Genomic DNA, 19,755 nt, shown 5'->3' with positions numbered 1-19,755 from the left:
GCCGATGAGCTTCTTCTCCCTGGCCCTGACCGAGGAACAGCAGGACCTGCGCAACTGGGTGCACGGCTTCGCCGCCCAGGTGGTCCGCCCGGCGGCGGCCGAATGGGACGCCCGGGAGGAGACCCCGTGGCCCGTCATCCAGGAGGCGGCCCGGATCGGTCTCTACGGCTTCGAATCGCTGGCGGACATGTACGGGGACCCGACGGGGCTCTCCCTCCAGATCGCCAACGAGGAACTGTTCTGGGGCGACGCCGGGATCGGCATGGCACTCTTCGGCACCTCGCTCGCCGTCGCCGGGATCTTCGCCTCCGGCACGCCCGACCAGCTCGCCGAGTGGGTGCCGCAGTGCTACGGCGACGCGGACGACCCCAAGGTCGCGGCCTTCTGCGTCTCCGAACCCCAGGCCGGGTCGGACGTCTCCGCCATGGCCACCGGGGCCCGTTACGACGAGGCCCGCGACGAATGGGTGCTCCGGGGCCAGAAGGCGTGGATCACCAACGGCGGGATCGCCGACATCCATGTCGTCGTCGCCTCGGTCGACCCGGCGCTCGGCTCCCGCGGACAGGCCGCGTTCATCGTCCCGGCGGGAACCGAGGGCCTGGTGGCGGGCCGCACCGTCAAGAAGCTGGGGCTGCGCGCCTCGCACACGGCGGACCTGTTCCTCGACGACGTACGGATACCCGGCCGCTGTCTGCTCGGCGGCAAGGAGAGGCTCGACAGACGCCTCGCGCGGGCCCGCGAGGGCGGCACCGCCAAGGGCCAGGCGGCGATGGCCACCTTCGAGGTCAGCCGCCCCACCGTCGGCGCGCAGGCGCTCGGCATCGCGCGGGCGGCGTACGAGTACGCGCTGGAGTACGCCGGGGAGCGGGAGGCGTTCGGCCGCCCCATCATCGAGAACCAGTCGATCGCGTTCGCCCTCGCCGACCTCCGTACCGAGATCGAGGCCGTACGCCTGCTGATCTGGCAGGCCGCCTGGATGGCCCGCAACGACCGGACCTTCGACGCGGGCCAGGGCTCCATGTCCAAGCTGCGGGCCGGTGAACTGGCGGTCTCGGCAACGGAGAAGGCCATCCAGATCCTCGGCGGCGCCGGGTACAGCAGGGAACACCCGGTCGAGCGGATGTACCGCGACGCCAAGATCTACACGATCTTCGAGGGGACCAGCGAGATCCAGCGACTGGTCATCGCGCGGGCGATCTCCGGACGTCACATCCGCTGAGAGGGACGGCCACCGTGCCGCCCGGTACGCCCATGGGGTCACCGGGCGGCTCGCCGCGCCGACCGGCCCGGCCCGGCCCCTCGGTCACCCCCGGTCCGGTCGGGCTCCGACCGGGGTGAACCGCACCGGCAGCGAGGTAGGCCCACGGGTGAAGACTCCCTGTTCCGACGGGACGTAACCGTCCGCGAGGCGCACGTCCGGCATCGCGTCGAGCAACTGGTTCACCCCGGCCTCCACCTCGGCCCTGGCCAGCAGCGCACCCACACAGAAGTGCCGGCCGAGCGCGAACGCCAGATGGTCCGCCGCCGCCGAGAACGCGGTGGTGCCGGTCAGATCGGTGCGGAAGATGTCGAAGCGGTCGGGGTCCCGGTAGCGGGACTCGTCCCGGTTCGCCGCGCCGATCAGACAGGTGACGGTGGCACCGGCCGGGACCGTGCCACCGCTCAGCTCCACCTCCACCGCCGTCTGCCGCATGATCATGTGCACCGGCGGGGTGAAGCGCAGGGTCTCGGCGAAGGCCCGGTCGATGAGGGAGCGGTCCTCGCGTACCGCCGCGAGCTGCTCGGGGTGGCCGAGCAGATTGGCGAAGATCGAGGCGATGGCCTTGTCGGTGGTCTCGCCGCCCGCCGCGAGCAGCAGACTGCAGAACGCCTTGATGTCCTCGTCGCTCATCCGTACGCCGTCGACCTCGGCGGCACAGAGCGCGGAGAGGAGGTCGTCGCCGGGCGCGCTCCGGCGCCGCTGGATGACCGGGATCATGTACGCGGCGAATTCCTGGCGGGTGCGCTCCCCGGCCGCCGCCACGTCCGGGTCCCCGGCGAGGTTGCCCAGAAAGGCGATGACCGTGGTGTACCAGGCGTGGAACCGGTCGTGGTCCGCCTTGTCCAGGCCGAGCATGTCGGCGATGACCAGGACGGGGAAGCGGGTCGCGAACGCCTCGACGAGGTCGGTCTCGCCGGAGTGCCGGAAGGCGTCGATCAGCTCGCGGGCATTGCGTTCGATGACCGGCAGGAACTTCTCCTGGAGCTCCCTGCCCCGGAAGGCGGGCGCCACCAGGGCCCGTCGTACGGCGTGCTCCCGGCCGCTGAGCTGGAGGATCGTCCTGCCGTGGACCGGTTCGATCTGCCAGTCGTAGTTGTCCGTGGTGAACTCGCCGGCCTTGTCCCTGAAGACCCGCTCGACGTCCTCGTACCGGGAGATGAGGTAACTGTCCGTGGCCTCGTGCCGGATCAGCGGCGCATGGGCGCGCATGGTCCGGTAGGCCCCGTAGGGATCGGCGGCGAAGGCGGGCGAGAGAATGTCGGGCGAAGACGACGCGTGCGATGCGGTCGGCTCCTGCGGCGCGGTGGTCATGATGCTCCAGGGTCGGGAACGGGCAACGCCGTCAAGGCTATTGATCATCCGTCCGTCCACACACCCTCTGGGGAACGCCATGTCTGCCGGTCCGCGGCCCTCCGTCCTCCTGGTCACCGATCTCACCTACGAGGCGCGCGGTCGCCGCTACTGCGACGAGGACATATTCCTGAGCTCCCGGCTGCGCGAGGAGTTCGACGTCGCGCTGTGTCACCCCCGGGACGCGGCCGCGCTGCTGGCCGGTTTCGATACGGTCCTCATACGCAACAGTGGCCCGGTTCTGCACTACCAGGAGGCGTACGACGCGTTCTGCGCGCGGGCGCGGGAGCTGGGGACCCGGAGGTACAACCCGCTCGGCGGACGCGGGGACATGGCGGGCAAGCAGTATCTGGTCGATCTGAGCCGTGCCGGGTATCCGGTGATCCCGACCGTGGACCGGGCTGCGGATCTGGGGCTCCTGCCCCGGGCGGACGAGTACGTGGTGAAGCCGAAGCTGGGGGCGGACTCGGTGGGGCTGCGGTTCCTGCGGGAGGCCGCGCTGCCCGAGGGGGCAGACGGCACGCTGCTCGTCCAGCCGAGGATCGACTTCCGCCACGAGGTGTCCTTCTACTTCGTCGATCACGACTTCCAGTACGCGCTGTACGCCCCGCACCCCGAGCGGCGGTGGGAGCTGGAGCCGTACGCGCCGAGCTCGGCGGATCTGGAGTTCGCCCGGCGCTTCATCGCGTGGAACAGTCTCGCCCACGGCGTGCAGCGGGTCGACGCCTGCCGGACGGCCCGGGGTGAACTGCTGCTCGTCGAGCTGGAGGACCTCAATCCGTATCTCTCGCTCGACCGGGTGGCGAAGGAGGTCCAGGAGGCGTTCGTGGCCCGGCTGAAGAGCTCTCTGCGGGCGCTGCCGGCCTGACCCGTCCGGCCTCGGTCCGCATGCGGTCGGTGCGGGCCGGTGTGAGGGTGCAAGCGTGACCACTGCCAGCGAGACCGCCCCCGCCGCGCAGAGTGCCGCCGCGCCGCCCGTACTCGACCGACGCCGCCGCAATATCGTCTTCGCCACGATCGTGCTCGGGATGCTGCTGGCGGCGCTGGACCAGACGATCGTGGGAACGGCCCTGCCCACGATCGTCTCGGACCTCGGGGGCGCCTCCCATATGTCCTGGGTGGTCACCGCGTATCTGCTCGCCGAGACGGTGGCGACGGTCCTGGTCGGCAAGTTCGGTGACCTGTTCGGGCGGAAACTGGTCTTCCAGGTTTCGGCGATCATCTTCATCACCGGATCGTTCCTCTGCGGTCTCGCGTCGAACATGCTGCTGCTGATCATCTGGCGCGGCATGCAGGGCATCGGCGCGGGCGGTCTCATGGTGACGTCGATGGCGCTCATCGCCGATGTGATCCCGCTGCGGGAACGCGGCAAGTACCAGGGGGCGATCGGGGCCGTCTTCGGTATCTCCACGGTCATCGGACCGCTGCTGGGCGGGCTGTTCACCGACCATCTGACCTGGCGCTGGGCGTTCTACGTCAATGTGCCGATCGCGATCGTGGTGGTCATCGCCGCCGCCCGGAACATTCCGTCCGTGAAGGCGGCCGGCCGGCCGGTCATCGACTATCTCGGCATCGCGCTGGTCACGGTGGGGGCGAGCGCCCTGATCCTGGCGACGAGCTGGGGCGGCAACGAGTACGCCTGGGGCTCGCCGGTCATCATCGGTCTGTTCATCGGCGGCCTCGTCGCCCTGGCGCTGTTCTGCGTGGTGGAGACACGGGCGCGGGAACCGATGCTGCCGATGCGGCTGTTCCGCAATCCGGTCTTCACGGTCTGCTCGATCCTCAGTTTCATCGTGGGCTTCGCGATGCTGGGCGCGATGATCTTCCTGCCGACGTATCTCCAGTACGTGGACGGGGACTCGGCGACGCTGTCGGGGGTGCGGACGCTGCCGATGGTCATCGGTCTGCTGATCGCCTCGATCTTCAGCGGCAATGTGGTGAGCAAGACCGGCCAGTACCGGCTGTTCCCCATCATCGGCTCCATGATCATGGCCGTCGGGCTCTTCCTCCTCTCCCGGATGGGACCGGAGAGCGGGGTGTGGCTGGAGTCGCTCTACATGCTGGTGCTGGGGCTCGGCATCGGGCTGTCCATGCAGGTGCTGACGATCGCCGTGCAGAACACCGTCGACTACGCGGACCTGGGCACGGCCACGTCGGGCGTGACCTTCTTCCGTACGCTCGGCAGCGCCTTCGGCACGGCGGTGTTCGGCACGATCTACGCCAACTCGCTCAAGCCCAACCTGGCCCGGGGCGTCGCCGAGGCGGCACGGACGGGTGGTGATCCCGCGACGTTGGTCAAGGCCTCGCAGAACCCGCAGGCCCTGCACGCCCTGCCCGGCGCGCAGTCGGCGCCCCTGGCACAGGCGTACGCGGACACCCTGCACACGGTCTTCCTGTGGACGGTGCCGGTGGCCCTGATCGGGTTCGTCGTGGCGCTCTTCCTGAAGCAGGTGAAGCTGCGGGACTCCGCGCGCGCCGGATCGACGGACATGGGTGAGGGGTTCGCCCAGCCCAGTACCGGGGACTCGGCGAAGCTGCTCGAATTCGCCGTGGCCACCATCCTGCACGACGCGGGTCCCGACACGGCGCGCCGGATCGTGGCCGAATCCGACACCCGGCTCGACATGGCCGGGGCGTGGGCGGTGATGCAGGTCGATCTGTTCACCCGGATGGTGGGCCACGCGGGCCTGGGCCTGATCGCGACCCGGCACCGGATCCCGCCCGAGGTGCTGGTGCCGGTCTTCGACCGGATGATCGAGGAGGGCTATCTGACCGGGGACGGCCGGCTGTTCACCCACACGGCGGCGGGCCGCCGTGAGGCCGCGACGATCTCCGGCGCCTGGGGGCACTGGCTGAACGCCCGGCTGGCCGAGGACGGTGCCCGGCCGGACGACCGTCAGCTGCGGGCGGCCGTCGATGTGATCGCCAAGCGGCTCCTGGCGGAGGACCTGGCCCAGGAGCTGTCCCCGGCGGCGCGGGCGAGGGGGGCGACGCGGGTGGGCGCCCCGGTCTGACGTCAGCCCTGCTCGTGGTCGCCACCCGCCCGGTGGTCGCGGAGCAGGCGCCGCCATTCCGCGGTGCCGCCGGGCAGGGGCCATGCCCAGGTGGGCCGGCGAGCCGAGTGGAGTTCCCGGAGCCGGGTGGCCAGAAGCGGTCCGGCGACCCGCGCGCCGTCGGGCACCCGGCTTCCGCGGCCGGGCCCCATCCGTTCCCGCAGCCAGGAGAACCGTTCCAGTTCGCTCTCGTACGCCGCGACGGCCGCCGCCGTACCGGAGTCCTTCTCGTCCTGCGGCACCGTCCGGTGGAGATCGAGCAGCGTCGGCTCCACCGACTCCGCGAGGGCCGCCGCCAGCCGGGCGTGACCGTCGAGCACGGCGAAGCAGTCGAGTCCGCTGACCCACCACAGCAGCACGGGCGGCAGGATGCCCTCGCGGGCCTGCTTGCGGTACGCCTTGACGCGGGCGTCGTCGGCCTCCGGCAGGGCGCGCAGCGGCAGGAGCTCCCACGAACCGTTGTGGACGAACCAGTCGATCTCCCCGCTGGGGTGGCCCTCGATCAGCAGGGACCGCCAGTACTCGCCGGGCGGCCGGGACCAGCGGTTCCAGTGGTGCGAGGCGGCCTCGCGGCCGAGTACCCAGCGGCCGTCGTGCAGGGGGCCGCACGCCGTGTCGACGAGCCCGTCGGCGAAGTGATACGCCCAGCGCCGGGCGCTGCCCCCGTATCGGCGTGCGGTCTCCGCCCGCAGCGGCGGCAGGACCGGGCGGAAGCCGTCGGTGCGGTAGAAGTCCACGCCGCAGTGGTCCGGGGTCACCGCGGCGAACAGCAGCGGGTCGGGTCCCTGGGTGAGGAGCATCCGGCGTTCCGCGGTGCGCACGCCGAGTGCGGGCGTCGGCCGTCCGCCGACGTCCAGGAGGAGTCCCGCCCAGGCGCCGTCGGCACCGGTCAGCGGGGCGCGGCGCGCCCGGACCGTCGGGGTCGCCACGGCGTCAGTGCTCCCAGGACCGGGGGCGGCTCTGCGCCTCCCACTCCTCGCGGAGCAGCGAGAGGAGCGCGCTGTCGTAGCGGCGGCCCCGGTGCAGGCATGCGGAGCGGCGTACGCCCTCCCGGACGAAGCCCGCGCCGGCCAGGACGGCGAGCGCGGCGGTGTTGTCGGTGTGGGTGACCGCCTCGATACGTTGCAGCGGCAGTTCGCCGAAGGCCAGATCGGTCAGGGCGGCCAGGGCGTCGGCGGCGTACCCCTGGCCCCGGTGCTCGGGGGCCAGCAGCAGATACGCCTCCGCGGTGCCGTCGACGAAGTCCTCGTCGCTGAGCGAGATGTGGCCGGCCGGGGTGCCGTCCGGGAGGAGGACGAGGAAGTCGTCACGGGTCCGGTCGTCGATCCAGCCCTCGATGCGTTCGCGGAGTTCGTGCAGCGCACCCGGCCAGATGCCTGTCTCGTGGGCGGCGACCGGGTCGGAACGCCAGTGCTGGATCAGCCCGGCGTCGTCGGGCTCGATCGGGGTGAAGGCCACGGTGCGGCCCCGCCAGAAGCGCTCCCGTACGGTGTCCGGCTGCTCGGCATCCTCGTTCATGCGCGGATCGTACGGGGCCGTCGGCACCACCGTGAACAGCTTTTCAGTCGACGAAGACGGCTGCCGCGTAGACCCAGGCACCCTGGTGGCGGACGAAGCGGCTCTGCTCGTGGAGCGAGTCGGGCCGCCCGTCGTCCGTGTAGTGGGCCCGGAAGGTGACCGTGCCCGTCGTGTGGAAGGCGCTGCCTTCCGTGGTGTCCAGGATCTCCAGCCGCACCCAGCGCATCGCGGGGTCGAAGTCGACGGCGGGCGGCCGGGTGTCGGGGTGCCAGCTGCGCAGCAGGTAGGCCGCGTCCTGGACCACGAAGGCCGTGTACCGGGAGCGCATCAGCGCTTCGCAGCTGCGGGCGGCGGCCGTTCCGGAGTGCAGGGGGCCGCAGCAGTCCCCGTAGGCGGCGGGCAGGCCGCACGGGCAGGGTGAGGTGGGGGTGATCCGTGGGGCCTGCGGTGCGGCGGTGGCGGGCCGCCGCGTTCGGGAGGTGCGTCGTGACATGGGTCCATTGTGACCGGTGCGGCGTGGGGTCCGGCTGTCACCCGGTGGTTCATCGGGACACGGGGCCGGGGCGGCATCGGGCCGGTTGCCGCCCGGTGCGGCATCCGCTCAGGGGGCCGGGGTGAAGCGGCGGCGGTACTCGGTGGGGGTCAGGCCCGTACGGCGGCGGAGCTGGGTACGCAGATTGGTCGCGGTGCCGAGTCCGCTGGTGCGGGCGACCACGTCGAGGCGTTCCTCACCGCGCTCCATGAGGCGGCAGGCCAGGGTGACGCGCTGTTCGGTCAGCCAGGCCAGCGGGGTGGTGCCGAGCTGGGCCCGGAAGCGGCGGTGCAGGGTGGCGGGGCTGACGGCGGCACGGGCGGCGAGTCCGGGCACGTCGAGGGCGGCGCCGATGTGCGCTCCGGCCCATTCCAGGAGCGGGCCGAGCGAGGTGTCGGGGACCTCGGGCACGGGGTGCTCGACGAACTGACGCTGGCCGCCGTCGCGGTGCGCCGTGAACACCAGACGCCTGCCGACCGCCGCGGCGATCTCCGCGCCGTGGTCGCTGCGCACCAGGTGGAGGGCGGTGTCGAGAGCGGCGGCACTGCCCGCGCCCGTGATGATCTGCCCGTCGTCGACGAAGAGGACGTCGGGGTCGAGACGCACCTGGGGGTAGCGGGCGGTGAAGGTGTCGGCCCACCGCCAGTGCGTGGTGGCGCGCCGGCCGTCCAGCACTCCGGCGGCGGCGAGCGTGAACGAGCCCGTGCAGAAGCTGACCAGCCGGGCGCCGCGTGCGGCGGCGCGCCGGATGGCGTCGAGGACGGCCGGGTCGGCGGCGGCCTCGGGATCGGGGCGGTTCGGCACGATCACGGTGTCGGCGCGGTCCACGGCGTCGAGCCCGGCGATGCCGGTGAGCCGGAAGAAGCCGGAGTGCATACGGACCGTCGGGGTCGCGGCGCAGAGCGCGAAGTCGTACCAGGGAACGGTCAGCTCGGGGCGGCGCAGACCGAAGATCTCGGTGGCCACGCTCATCTCGAAGGGGTTGGAACCGGCCGAGACGATCATGACGACCCGGTGAGAGGATTCTTTCGCCATATGCGATTCCTATCACTCCCCCGGTCCGGGGGTCGAACGGCACGATGGTGGGCATGAGCGATGACACGACAGGCCCCGCCACGGACCCGATCCTGCTGAGCGACGCGCTGAGCACCTTCGACGCGCTGTGGAGCCCGCGCATCGTGACCCGCGTCAATGACTACGACGTGCGGGCCGCGAAGGTGCGCGGCGAGCATGTGTGGCATGTCCACGAGGACACGGACGAGTTCTTCCTGGTGCTGGAGGGGGCTCTGGAGATCGCTCTGCGCGAGGAGGGCGGCGAGCGGGCGGTCACGCTGGAGCGCGGTGCGGTGTTCGTCGTCCCACGCGGGATCTGGCACCGGCCGTCGTCGGCGGACGGCGCCTCGATCATGCTCTTCGAGCCGTCCGGTACGTCGACGGTGGGCGACGCGCACGACGAGGTCCCCGCCCATGTGGACGCGACGACCGGTCACGCGCTCGCGCTCTGAACACACGAGGACCGGGTGGCCGCCGGCGACGACGATCGCCGTGGGGCATCCCCCGGCCCCTGGGCGGCGGTGACGGTGGCGGGCGCGGTCAGGGCTTGCGGGCGACGCCCGCGTATCCGGGGATCGGCTCGTCGCCGGGGACCTCGATGACCTCGCCGAGTTCCGGGTGCCAGTCGGCGGAGAGCGAGACGCCCGGCTCCACGAGGTCGAGTCCGTCGAAGAACGCGGTGAGTTCGGCACGGGTGCGTGGCCGCAGCGTCATCCCGCGCGCCTTGTACATGGCACGCGCCTGCGCCGCGCCCTCCGGGTTGAAGTCACCGGTGGTGTGCGAGAGGACGAGATAGCTGCCGGGGGCCAGTTGTCCCACGAGACGGTCGACGAGCTCCGCGGCGCCGTCCTCGTCGTCCAGGAAGTGCAGCAGCGCGAGCAGCGACAGCGCGATCGGCCTGTCGAAGTCGAGGACCTTTCCCGCCTCGGCCAGGATCGCCGCCGGCTCCCGCGCGTCGGCCTGGATGTACTCGGTGGCCCCCTGCGAGGTGGAACGCAGCAGGGCCGCGGCGTGGGCGAGCACGATCGGATCGTTGTCGCAGTAGACGATGCGCGCGTCGGGGGCGGCCTGCTGGGCGATCTGGTGGAGGTTCGGCTCGGTCGGTATGCCGGTGCCGATGTCCAGGAACTGGCGCACGCCCTGCTCGGCCAGCCAGCGGGTGGCCCGGTGCATGAACGCCCGGTTGACTCGTGCCATGTCACGGCCGCGGGAGTCCAGCACGAGCAGTTGCCGGGCCATCTGTTCGTCGACCGGGTAGTTGTCCTTGCCGCCGAGGAACCAGTCGTACATCCGCGCGGGATGCGGCTTGCTGGTGTCGATCTCGATGGACTGGGGGTCTTGCCCGGTCATGGCACGCTCCGTAACTGGCTGTCCGTACGTCGACGTTCACAGTGAACAAAGAGATATGGGGCGAGAATAGGTGCCGGTACGTCAGGTGAGAAGGAAGTCGGCCTGCCCCGCCTTGGCACCCTGGATGAACGCGGCGATCTCGCCGTTGGAGTAGATCAGCGCCGGACCGTCGGGATCCGCGGACTGGCGTACGGCGACCCTGCCGTCGGCCAGCTTCATGGCCTCGATGCAGTTGCCGCCGTTGCCGCCGCTCCACGGCTTGTACCAGCCTTCGGAGCCCAGGTCTCCGGCCGGCATGCCGTTGTATATGTGGTTCATCACAGCTCCTTGCGGAAGTCCCTGAGGATTTCCTTCGTGCGTTGTGCAGTTGCCGCCTGAGCCGCCATACGGTCCATGACTTCGAGGTAGGAGGCCACCTCGGGGCGCGCGTCGAAGTAGACGGCGCCGGTCAGGTATTCGCTGTAGACCATGTCGGGCAGTTCGGGGACGGCGAACCGGAAGAGCACGAAGGGGCCGTACGTGCCGGGGTGATGGCCGGTGGCGAATTCCGCGATCTGGATCGTCACATGGGGCATCTCGGTGGCGTCGAGCAGCTTGTCGATCTGTCCGCGCATCGCGTCGACACTGCCGACCGGGCGCCGCAGGACGGTCTCGTCCATGACCACCCACAGCTTCGGGGCGTCACCCTTGGCGAGCAGTGCCTGGCGCTCCATCCGCAGCGCGACATGGCGCTCGATGTCCTCGGGCCTGGTCTGGCCGACGGCGCCGGTACGCATCACGGAGCGCGCGTAGTCCTCGGTCTGGAGCAGCCCGGGGACGAAGTGCGGCTCGTACATGCGGAGCAGACTCGCGGCACCCTCCAGGCTGACGTACATGCTGAACCAGTCGGGCAGCACATCGTGGAAGCGCTGCCACCAGCCCGGCTTGTTGGCCTCCTCGGCGAGCTCGACGAAGGCCTCGGCCTCGTCGTCGGCTATCCCGTACGCCTTCAGCAACAGCTGGACATAAGGGATTTTCAGCCCGACTTCGGCCGTCTCCATCCTGCGTATCGTCGCGGGGGCGACCCTGAGCACCTTCGCGGCCTGGTCACGGTTCAGGCCGACACGCTCCCGCAGATCCTGCAGGCGCTTGCCCAGAACGACCTGTCCCACGGTCGGGGCGGACCGCGGTTCGCTCACTTCAGACCTCCCCATGCACTGTTTGGCAGCAGTGTGCCATGTGCGTGCCACCAAGGACACATCCACTCTGAAATTTTCAGAGTGCCCCTTGCCAAGTGTTCACGTCAGGGGGAGAGTTGGCGAGTGAACCAGTTCACTTGGTCGCGCCCGCCTTTTTCACAAAGGAACAAAGCGTGACGCAGCCCCCACTGTGAGGAATCGGTCGTGGCACCTGGCAGTGCGCTCATCCCCCGGCTCATGGACCTCAGCCCCGGGACGGAAGCGCTCCGTTACTGCTTCGCGCTGCCCGCGCAACCGGAGTCGGTAGCCGGTGCGCGACGGCTGACCCGGGCCCGGCTCGACGCCTGGAAGCTGGACGGTGACACCTACGACGCCGCGATCCTCATCGTTTCGGAGCTGGTGACCAACGCGATCGTGCACACCGCGAGCGCCCGTGTGGTGTGCGAGCTCCGATGTCTCGGCAGGCGGCTGCGCATAGCCGTACAGGACCAGGGGCACCAGCCGGGCGGCCCGCGCCTGCGCCGCACGGCCGACGACGAGCACGGGCGCGGCCTGCTGCTCGTCGACTCGATGAGCAGCGCCTGGGGGTCCGAGGACGCGGGGGACGCCTCCGGGCGCATCGTCTGGGCGGAACTGCCGCACGGCACGGAGCAGCCATGCTGAGGAACGCCATGTCCCGGCTGCGTGGAGCGCAGCACTCCGCCGACCGGGACGAGACCCGCGAGGGCCGGGTACGGCTTCCCCTGCCCCCCGCGCTGTCGGCCAGCCTCGGCTGTGACGCGGTGGGGGTTCCCGCGCGGTACGGATTCCGGCTGATGTCGCACCTGCCGCGCACCGGGTGCGTCTTCGCCGATGCCGAGCGGTGGTGGTGGATCGTTCCGGCGGGCTCGGATCTGGACCTGGACTGGCCCGAGCAGGTTTCGTACGAGACCGGGGTGTACGTCCCCGCCGTGCGGCCCCGGCTCATTCACGCCCCCGACAGCCTCACGCCCTACACCCCGCCCATTCCGCTTTTTCTGATGGCATGCCAGGTGACCGGCGTGACCCCGTCCTGGGCCGCGGCCGGACGGCCCAGCGTCGTGTCCGCGCCCTGACGGAAGTCCCCCTCGCGGACGGCCCCGCGGTGCCGTTCGGACCCGGTCGGCACCCTTGTCACGCTGCGTTGTCAGTGGTCGGCCCTACTGTGGCAGCACTGATCGAAACGCCCGCGGCGGAGCGGGCTGTCGGGGTGTGAAGGGGGCGTTCCTGTGCGGCGCTGGGAGTATGTCGAGGGCACTGCTTCGAAGTTCTGGGAGACCGGCGCGGAGGGTGCCACGGTCACCGTGCGGTACGGGCGTTGCGGGAGCGACGGCCGGACGCAGACGAAGGAGTTCGCGTCGGCGGACGCCGCCGAGGAGCAGATCCGCAGGACGATCGCGGAGAAGGAACGCAAGGGCTACCGCGAGGTGGGTGCGGCGGTCGCGGACTCTGCGGAGACTTCGGCGCCTTCCGCTTCCCCGGCTTCAACGGTCCCGGCGGCATCTTCGGCTTCCTCGGCGTCATCGGGCGCCACGGTCCCCTCGGTGTCTTCGGTCCCGGCGGCGTCTTCGGCGGGTGTCCTCCCCGACGAGGACACCTTCGAACTCCCCGCGAACTGGCGGCGGGTGCTCCACCCCCGTCGGGGCGGCGTGCCGCGGCCGCCCGGGAAGCCCCGGCGCCAGGTGCTGGAGGCGGTCGAGGCACGGGTGGCCGAGGAGGCCGCGTGGATCGAGGAGTTCCTGCTCGCGCCGCGCACCGATACCGCCCTCGCCGAGAAGGTGCGCTCGCAGCTCGCCGGTGATCCGTCCCCCGTCGGCGCGGCCGCGGTGGCCGCGATCGTCACGATCTCCGGGTCGCACTCGGCGTGGGCGGACACCTGGGTCGCCCGGCACGGGCTGCCGTTCGCCGCGCGCGCGGCGGTGGAGTTCTTCCAGATCGACGCGCGCTGGAACCAGAACGGGCGCCAACGGAACAAGCCCCTGCTCCAGCCGCTCGGCGGCGCCCGGCACACCTACTGGTCCAGCGAGCGCCGCCCGGCGCTCGACCGCTTGCGGGTCCTGATCGCGGCGGCCGACGAGGAGACCTACCGCGCGACGGTCGCGGCACTCGCCGACTGCCGCACCGACACGCAACGCAAGATCATCGCGGCCTATCTGGCACCGAGCGAGAGCGGCTGGGTCGCCGATCTGTGCTCGGACGCACAGGTGATCGCGGAGCACGACCTGACCCTGCGCTCCCTGGTGTTCTGCTCGCTCAACTCCGTCGACCAGATCGAGCTGTTCGACGAACCGCCCGGCTTCGACCACAGCGTCGCGCTGATCGCGACAGTCGCCGAAGGCATCGGCACAGCCATCACTCCGCTGCTCGCGGAGGCCCTCACCGGCTACTACTACGCGGACGGGGAGAAGCTCGTCGCCCAGGCGCTGATCGAGATCCCGACCGACGAGGCGTTCCTCGTCCTGCTGCACCACTCGGACAAGAAGCACTCGCGCGCCGCCTTCCTCGATGCGATGCGCCGCTATCCCGTACGGGCGCTGCGGCTGCTCGGCGCCGACGTGCGGGACACGGACAGCCCGACGTCCAAGGCATCGCGGAAGCTGCTCCTCGGCCATATCGGCGCCCACCGTGAGCTGGTGGCGACCGTGCTCCCGACCTTCTCCCCCGAGCTCGCGGAGATCGTCGAACCACTCCTCAACCCCGTGGACCGGATCGCCGACGCGCCCCTGCACGCGCTGCCGGCCGTGCTGACGTCGCCGCCGTGGTCCCGGCCGCGCACCCAGGCCGGGACGGTCGTCGTGACCGGACTGGAAGCGGTGCACGAGCCCTCGGTGCACTGGCAGCCCGACGAACGGGACCGGTGGGCGGCATGCACCAGCTGGTACACCCGCGAGCACAATATCCACGACTGGGAGAAGGAGATGACGCAGCTGCGTCACACCCTCGACTCCGACAGCCTCCAGCCCGCCTGGGTCTACATCCACGGGCCCGAGGAACTGGTCGCACCCCACCTCGCCACCTGGGACCCGACCGACCTGTGGGACGCCGGGGACACGCTCAGGCCGATCACCGCCCGTTTCGGGCTCGCCGCCCTGCCGTTGCTGCTGCGGGCCGTACCCCGCCAGCCCGGTCAGCTCGCGCCGCTGCTGCTCCCGTTCCTCGATGTGCGCGTCGCACGGCAGATGGCCCACTGGGCGGTGCGGCTCAAGTCCGCCGCGACGACGGCGCGCGCCTGGTTCGCGCGGCACGGAGCCGAGGCCGCCGCACTGCTGGTTCCCGACGCGGTCGGCAAGGCCGGTGCCACCCGGCGCTCCGCCGAGCACGCCCTGCTCCAGATCGCCGCGGTGCACGGCGACCAGGTGGTGCGCGAGGCCGCCGCGTCGTACGGTCCGCGGGCCGCGGAAGCCGTCGAGGCGCTGCTCGCCACCGATCCGCTGGAGCGCGTCCTGCCCTCGAAGATGCCGGCCGTACCGGGGTGGGCGGAGCCCGTGCTGCTGCCGCAGATCCTGGTCCGGACCGGTGGCGCGCTCCCCGAGCAGTCGGTGCGCGACGCCGTGATGATGCTGGCCCTGTCCAGGCCCGGGGAGGCGTACGCGGGTGTCGCCGCGCTCACGGAGACCGCGGACGCCGGTTCGCTCGCGGAGTTCGCCTGGGCCCTGTTCCAGCAGTGGCAGCACGCCGATCTGCCGGCCGCGGAGTCCTGGGCCCTGCATGCGCTGGGCCTCCTGGGCGACGACGGGACGGTGCGCCGATTGACTCCGATCATCCGGTCCTGGCCCGGAGAGGGCGCACACCACCGGGCCGTGGAGGGCCTCGACGTGCTCGCCGCCATCGGCAGTGATGTCGCGCTGCTGCATCTGAACGGCATCTCGCAGCGGGTGAAGTTCAAGGGGCTGAAGGTCCGGGCCCAGGAGAAGATCGCCGAGGTGGCGTCGGCACTGGAGCTGACCGGGGAGCAGCTCGCGGACCGGCTGGTGCCCGACTTCGGGCTGGACGACAACGGCTCGACGGTCATCGACTACGGCACGCGGACGTTCACGGTCGGCTTCGACGAGCAGCTGAGGCCGTATGTGCTGGACGCCGACGGCAAGCGGCGCAAGGACCTGCCGACGCCCGGCGCTCGGGACGACACGGAGCTGGCCCCGGCGGAGCGCAAGCGGTTCATGGCCCTGAAGAAGGACGTGCGCACGGTCGCCTCCGATCAGGTGCGGCGGCTGGAAGCGGCCATGGTGACGGACCGTTCCTGGACGGCTCAGGAGTTCCGCGAGCTGTTCGTCGGCCATCCGCTGCTCCGGCACCTGGTACGCCGGCTGGTGTGGCTGAGCGAGCTGGACGGGGTGCGGACACCGTTCCGGGTGGCGGAGGACCGTACGTTCGCCGACGCCGAGGACGAGGTGTTCGCCCTGCCCGACGGGGCCACGGTCGGCCTCGCGCACCCGCTGCACCTGGGGGACGAACTGACCCTCTGGTCGGAGATGTTCGCGGACTACGAGATCCTTCAGCCGTTCCCGCAGCTCGGCCGGGCGGTGTACGCGCTGACGGAGGAGGAGGCCGGAGGCTACCGGCTGCCCCGGTTCGAGGGGCTCACGGTGCCGATAGGCAAGGTGCTGGGACTGGAGCGGCGCGGCTGGCAGCGCGGAGTGCCGCAGGACGCGGGCGTGGAGCGCTGGATCTCCAAGCGGCTCGGCGAGGACTGCTATCTGGTGATCGGCCTGTACGAGGGCATCGCCGTCGGAGTCGTCGACATGTTCCCGGACCAGAAGCTCGAAACGGTCTGGCTCGACACCGAGCCCACCGATCACTGGGAGAGGCGCGCCCACCCGCTGCGTTTCGGCGGCCTCGGTGCGGTGGTCGTGTCCGAACTGCTCGCCGACCTGGCGGAGCTGACCGAGGGTGTCGTGGCATGAGCGTGCGGACGAGGGAAGAGGACGGGGCCGTGGTGCCGGGAGACGGTGCCGCCGAGGCGAGCGGTGCGTCGGTACGGGGGAGCTCCCCCGTCGAGGAGGGCGGGCCGGCCGCCGTGCAGCGGCCACCGGCCGAGGTGCGGTACGCGGACGAGCTGGCGGCGCTGCGGGCCGCGGACCGCGATCCGCGGCCACCGGGCTGGGAGCTGAGCCTGCGGGCGGCCAGGCGGTTCGTCATCGGCGACGACAGCGCGGGCGTCAGCCGCAAGTTCGTCGGCAATCCGTCGCTGGTCGACCGGGCTCTGGTGACGCTCGCCACCAGCCGCGGGCTGATGCTCGTCGGCGAACCGGGCACGGCGAAGTCCCTGCTGTCCGAGCTGATCGCGGCGGCGGTCAGCGGGGTCTCGACACTCACCGTGCAGGGCGGCGCGGCCACCAGCGAGGACCAGATCAAGTACGGCTGGAACTACGCGCTGCTGGTGGCCGAGGGCCCCTCGCCCCGGTCGCTGGTACCGGCCCCGATGCTGCGCGGGATGGCGGAGGGCCGGATCGTACGCTTCGAGGAGATCACCCGCTGTCCGCTGGAGGTCCAGGACTCGCTGCTCTCGCTGCTCTCCGAGCGGGTCGTGGCCATTCCCGAACTCCCGGGCGCCGACGGCATGGTCTTCGCCCGTCAGGGGTTCAATGTCATCGCCACCGCCAACACCCGGGACCGGGGCGTCAATGAGATGAGCGCGGCGCTCAAGCGGCGGTTCAACTTCGAGACGGTATTCCCGATCCCCGATCTGGACACCGAGCTGGCCCTGGTCGAGGCCGAGGTGGCCACGCTGCTGCGGCGTTCGGGGGTGGAGCCGCCGCCGGACCGGGATGTGCTGGAGGTCCTGGTCGGTACGTTCCGGGACTTGCGGGCGGGCGGCGGCGCCAGGGGCGGCGCGGGCCCGGACCGGCCCGCGGCGGTGATGAGCACGGCCGAGGCGGTCTCGGTGGCCCATGCGGTGGGGGTGCGCGGCTGGTTCCTGCGCGGTGAGCCGGGCAGCGCCGCCGATGTCGTGGCCTGTCTGGCCGGTACGGCGGCGAAGGACAGTCCGGAGGACCTGGCCCGGCTGCGCCGCTATCTCGAACAGCAGGTGCAGCGTCGCCGGGGCCCGCAGTGGCAGGCCCTGTACGACGCGCGTCATCTGCTGGCCGACTGATGTCCGCCGTGTTCCTGGGGGTACGCCACCACTCCCCGGCCTGCGCCCGGCTCGTCGAGCGGACCATCGAGCGCCTGCGGCCCGCCCATGTGCTGGTGGAGGGCCCGGCCGAGATGAACACCCGGCTGGACGAACTGCTGCTCGGGCACGACCTGCCGGTCGCGGTGTTCAGCCACTACCGCGACGAGGACCGGTCGGCCACGTCCTGGGCGCCGCTGTGCGACTACTCCCCCGAGTGGGTCGCGCTGCGGGCGGGCCGGGCGGCCGGGGCCGAGGTCCGCTTCATCGATCTGCCCGCCTGGCACCCGGCGTTCGCCGACCGCTCAAACCGGTACGCCGATGCGGAGGCCCGGTACGCGCACGCCACGGCGCGACTGTGCGAGCACTTCGCGGTGGACTCCTCGGACGCCCTGTGGGACCGGCTCTTCGAGGTCGAACCGGACGACGGGCTCGCGGAGCGGCTCGACGCCTACTTCGCCCTGGTGCGCGGCGACGCGGAGGCCGATGACCGCGACCGGGCGCGCGAGGGGTACATGGCCGCGTGGGTGCGGTCGGCTCTCGCCGCGTCCGGCGGCCGCCCGGTACTGGTGGTCACCGGCGGCTTCCACCAGCCGGCGTTGCGCGCGCTGGTGGCGGGTGGCACCGAGGGCGGGTGGACCGTCGGCGCGGACGGGTGGCCGGAGGTGCCCGTTCCGCCTGCCGGTGCGCAGGCCGGGAGTTTCCTGGTGCCCTACTCCTTCCGCCAGTTGGACTCCTTCTCCGGCTATCAGTCGGGCATGCCGTCGCCCGGCTACTACCAACAGGTGTGGGAGGCGGGCCCCGAAGCCGCGGCGGACGGGTTGCTGCGTGTCGTCGTCGAGCGGCTGCGGGCCCGTAAGCACGTCGTGTCCACCGCCGATCTGATCGCGGCCCGGAGCATGGCCCAGGGCCTCACGGCGCTGCGCGGCCATCCCCGTCCCGCGAGGATCGATGTCCTGGACGGCCTGGCGGGCGCGCTGATCACGGACGATCTGGACGGCCCGCTCCCCTGGACGTCCAGGGGAGCGCTGGCGGCGGGCACCCATCCCGCCGTTGTCGAGATGGTGGCGGCGTGCAGCGGTGACCGTACGGGACGGCTGCATCCCGCCACCCCGGCGCCCCCGCTGGTGCACGATGTGGCGGCACAGCTCGCCCGGCTGCGGCTGGACGGCGCCCGGGAGACGGCGTACAGCCTCGATCTCATGGACGCCGGCGATCTGGAACGCAGCCGGGTCCTGCACCGGCTGCGGGTCCTCGGCGTGCCCGGCCACACCCGGACCGCGGGCCCCGAGCACGGCATCGACCCCGTGTTCACCGAGCGCTGGGAGTCCACCCCGGCACCGGGCCGGGACGCCGCACTCGTCGAGGCCGGGGCGTACGGGGCGAGTCTCGCGGAAGCCGCGGCGGCCTCGCTCACCGAGCGCACGCGCGTGATCGAGGCGGGGGCGGACACGCTGGCGGGCGCCCTGTTCGACGCCGTGCTGTGCGGAGCGGGCGCCCTGTCCGAACCTCTCCTGACCGAACTGGCGGACCGGGTCGACGGGTTGAAGGTGCCCGGCCCGCTCGGTGAGGTGCTTGCCACGGCGCTCGGCCTGTGGCGGCACGACCGGGTGTACGGGGTGGCCCGCGGCCCGCTCCTCGGCTCCGTGATCGACGGCGCCGCGGTCCGGCTGCTCTGGCTGATCGAAGGGGCTCGCGGGGCTCCGGGCGTGGACTTCCCCCGGCTGCGGGCGGTGGCCGCGGTGCGGGACGCGGTGCTGCACGCGCCCGGACTGCTGTCGGTGGCACGGGAGACCGTGACCGGGATCGCCCTGCGGGTCAGCCGCGACCTGGCCGCGCCGCTCGACCTGCGCGGCGCGGCCTTCGGCCTGTACCGCACGCTGGAATCCGGTGTCCCCGACGATCCGGGCCCCGCCGTGCACTCGGTCGCGGCAGGCGGTGCGGACGCGCTCGGCGACTGGCTGGCCGGGCTGTTCGCGGTGGCCCGCGAGGAGGTGACCGGTGTGCCGGCCGACGGTTCCGCGTCGCTGATCGCGGTGCTGGACGATCTCCTCGGCGCCCTCCCCGACGCGGACTTCATGTCCGGGCTGCCCGCCCTGCGCCAGGCGTTCGCGTACTTCCCGCCCCGCGAGCGGGAGCGGATCGCGGCCCGGCTCCTGGAGCGCCGCGGAGTACGGGGCTCCGCACGCTCGCTGCTGCGGACCACGGCCGACCCGCTGCTGACCGTCCGGGCCGGCGCCCTGGAGGAGGACGTGTCCCGTTTGCTGGCCCGTTACGGACTGGGAGTCGCACCATGACCGCATCCGCACCCCTGCCCGCCCACGGGCATG

General features: G+C 71.7%; 17 protein-coding genes. 9 read left to right on the top strand and 8 right to left on the bottom strand.

The window, feature by feature from the left end; all coding sequences use genetic code 11:
* The first annotated feature begins 4 nt into the window (after positions 1–4).
* Positions 5–1,219, top strand: a complete 1,215-nt coding sequence (locus tag OG251_RS33875) for an acyl-CoA dehydrogenase family protein (RefSeq protein WP_326680677.1) — start codon at positions 5–7, stop codon at positions 1,217–1,219.
* A gap of 84 nt (positions 1,220–1,303) precedes the next feature.
* On the opposite strand, the gene OG251_RS33870 is transcribed toward OG251_RS33875, so the two are convergent.
* On the bottom strand, positions 1,304–2,572 hold the full coding sequence (locus OG251_RS33870; RefSeq protein ID WP_326680676.1) for a cytochrome P450: 1,269 nt from the start codon (positions 2,570–2,572) through the stop codon (positions 1,304–1,306).
* A gap of 79 nt (positions 2,573–2,651) precedes the next feature.
* On the opposite strand from OG251_RS33870, the gene OG251_RS33865 reads away from it, so the two are divergent.
* Positions 2,652–3,479 (top strand): hypothetical protein, encoded by an 828-nt coding sequence (locus tag OG251_RS33865; protein WP_326680675.1) that lies wholly within the window; start codon positions 2,652–2,654, stop codon positions 3,477–3,479.
* Between the two features lie 55 nt (positions 3,480–3,534).
* Complete coding sequence (locus tag OG251_RS33860; RefSeq protein WP_326680674.1) at positions 3,535–5,625, top strand: MDR family MFS transporter; 2,091 nt, start codon at positions 3,535–3,537, stop codon at positions 5,623–5,625.
* Positions 5,626–5,627: 2 nt separating this feature from the next.
* Here the strand turns inward: OG251_RS33860 and OG251_RS33855 are convergent, their stop codons facing one another.
* The 4 genes from OG251_RS33855 to OG251_RS33840 all read right to left on the bottom strand — a co-directional run bounded on the left by OG251_RS33855 (position 5,628) and on the right by OG251_RS33840 (position 8,749).
* Positions 5,628–6,593 (bottom strand): hypothetical protein, encoded by a 966-nt coding sequence (locus OG251_RS33855; protein ID WP_326680673.1) that lies wholly within the window; start codon positions 6,591–6,593, stop codon positions 5,628–5,630.
* Between the two features lie 4 nt (positions 6,594–6,597).
* Positions 6,598–7,182 carry a GNAT family N-acetyltransferase gene (locus OG251_RS33850; RefSeq protein WP_326680672.1) on the bottom strand — a complete coding sequence of 195 codons (585 nt, stop codon included), beginning with the start codon at positions 7,180–7,182 and terminating at the stop codon, positions 6,598–6,600.
* Positions 7,183–7,225: 43 nt separating this feature from the next.
* Complete coding sequence (locus OG251_RS33845) at positions 7,226–7,675, bottom strand: YchJ family protein (RefSeq protein ID WP_326680671.1); 450 nt, start codon at positions 7,673–7,675, stop codon at positions 7,226–7,228.
* Between the two features lie 108 nt (positions 7,676–7,783).
* A complete protein-coding gene (locus OG251_RS33840; protein ID WP_326680670.1) occupies positions 7,784–8,749 on the bottom strand; it encodes a GlxA family transcriptional regulator in 966 nt (321 codons plus the stop codon).
* A gap of 53 nt (positions 8,750–8,802) precedes the next feature.
* Here OG251_RS33840 and OG251_RS33835 point away from each other — a divergent pair, with 53 nt between their 5' ends.
* Positions 8,803–9,219, top strand: coding sequence for a cupin domain-containing protein (locus OG251_RS33835; protein WP_326680669.1), 417 nt, complete (start codon positions 8,803–8,805; stop codon positions 9,217–9,219).
* An 88-nt stretch (positions 9,220–9,307) separates the two neighbouring features.
* Here OG251_RS33835 and OG251_RS33830 read toward each other — a convergent pair whose 3' ends face one another.
* The 3 genes from OG251_RS33830 to OG251_RS33820 all read right to left on the bottom strand — a co-directional run bounded on the left by OG251_RS33830 (position 9,308) and on the right by OG251_RS33820 (position 11,295).
* On the bottom strand, positions 9,308–10,117 hold the full coding sequence (locus OG251_RS33830; protein WP_326680668.1) for an SAM-dependent methyltransferase: 810 nt from the start codon (positions 10,115–10,117) through the stop codon (positions 9,308–9,310).
* Positions 10,118–10,198: 81 nt separating this feature from the next.
* Positions 10,199–10,435, bottom strand: coding sequence for a DUF397 domain-containing protein (locus OG251_RS33825; RefSeq protein WP_010058136.1), 237 nt, complete (start codon positions 10,433–10,435; stop codon positions 10,199–10,201).
* Positions 10,435–11,295 (bottom strand): helix-turn-helix domain-containing protein, encoded by an 861-nt coding sequence (locus OG251_RS33820; protein WP_073719824.1) that lies wholly within the window; start codon positions 11,293–11,295, stop codon positions 10,435–10,437. Before OG251_RS33820 ends, OG251_RS33825 begins: the two co-directional genes overlap by 1 nt.
* Positions 11,296–11,499: 204 nt before the next feature.
* On the opposite strand from OG251_RS33820, the gene OG251_RS33815 reads away from it, so the two are divergent.
* The 5 genes from OG251_RS33815 to OG251_RS33795 all read left to right on the top strand — a co-directional run bounded on the left by OG251_RS33815 (position 11,500) and on the right by OG251_RS33795 (position 19,722).
* Positions 11,500–11,958: an ATP-binding protein gene (locus tag OG251_RS33815; RefSeq protein ID WP_326680667.1), complete on the top strand. Its 459-nt coding sequence runs from the start codon at positions 11,500–11,502 to the stop codon at positions 11,956–11,958.
* Positions 11,952–12,389 carry a hypothetical protein gene (locus tag OG251_RS33810; RefSeq protein ID WP_073719826.1) on the top strand — a complete coding sequence of 146 codons (438 nt, stop codon included), beginning with the start codon at positions 11,952–11,954 and terminating at the stop codon, positions 12,387–12,389. The genes OG251_RS33815 and OG251_RS33810 overlap by 7 nt, the downstream gene beginning before the upstream one ends.
* 153 nt (positions 12,390–12,542) lie before the next feature.
* The gene (locus OG251_RS33805) at positions 12,543–16,217 is read left to right on the top strand and encodes a WGR and DUF4132 domain-containing protein (protein WP_326680666.1); all 3,675 of its coding nucleotides are present in this window, start codon (positions 12,543–12,545) and stop codon (positions 16,215–16,217) included.
* Entirely contained in the window at positions 16,214–17,407 is a 1,194-nt protein-coding gene (locus tag OG251_RS33800; RefSeq protein ID WP_326680665.1) for an ATP-binding protein, read from the top strand. The genes OG251_RS33805 and OG251_RS33800 overlap by 4 nt, the downstream gene beginning before the upstream one ends.
* A complete protein-coding gene (locus tag OG251_RS33795) occupies positions 17,407–19,722 on the top strand; it encodes a DUF5682 family protein (protein WP_326680664.1) in 2,316 nt (771 codons plus the stop codon). The genes OG251_RS33800 and OG251_RS33795 overlap by 1 nt, the downstream gene beginning before the upstream one ends.
* Positions 19,723–19,755: the final 33 nt, after the last annotated feature.

The sequence above is a fragment of the Streptomyces sp. NBC_01237 genome, from assembly GCF_035917275.1.
Taxonomy (GTDB): domain Bacteria; phylum Actinomycetota; class Actinomycetes; order Streptomycetales; family Streptomycetaceae; genus Streptomyces.
This window is presented reverse-complemented; position numbering and strand designations above follow the sequence as displayed.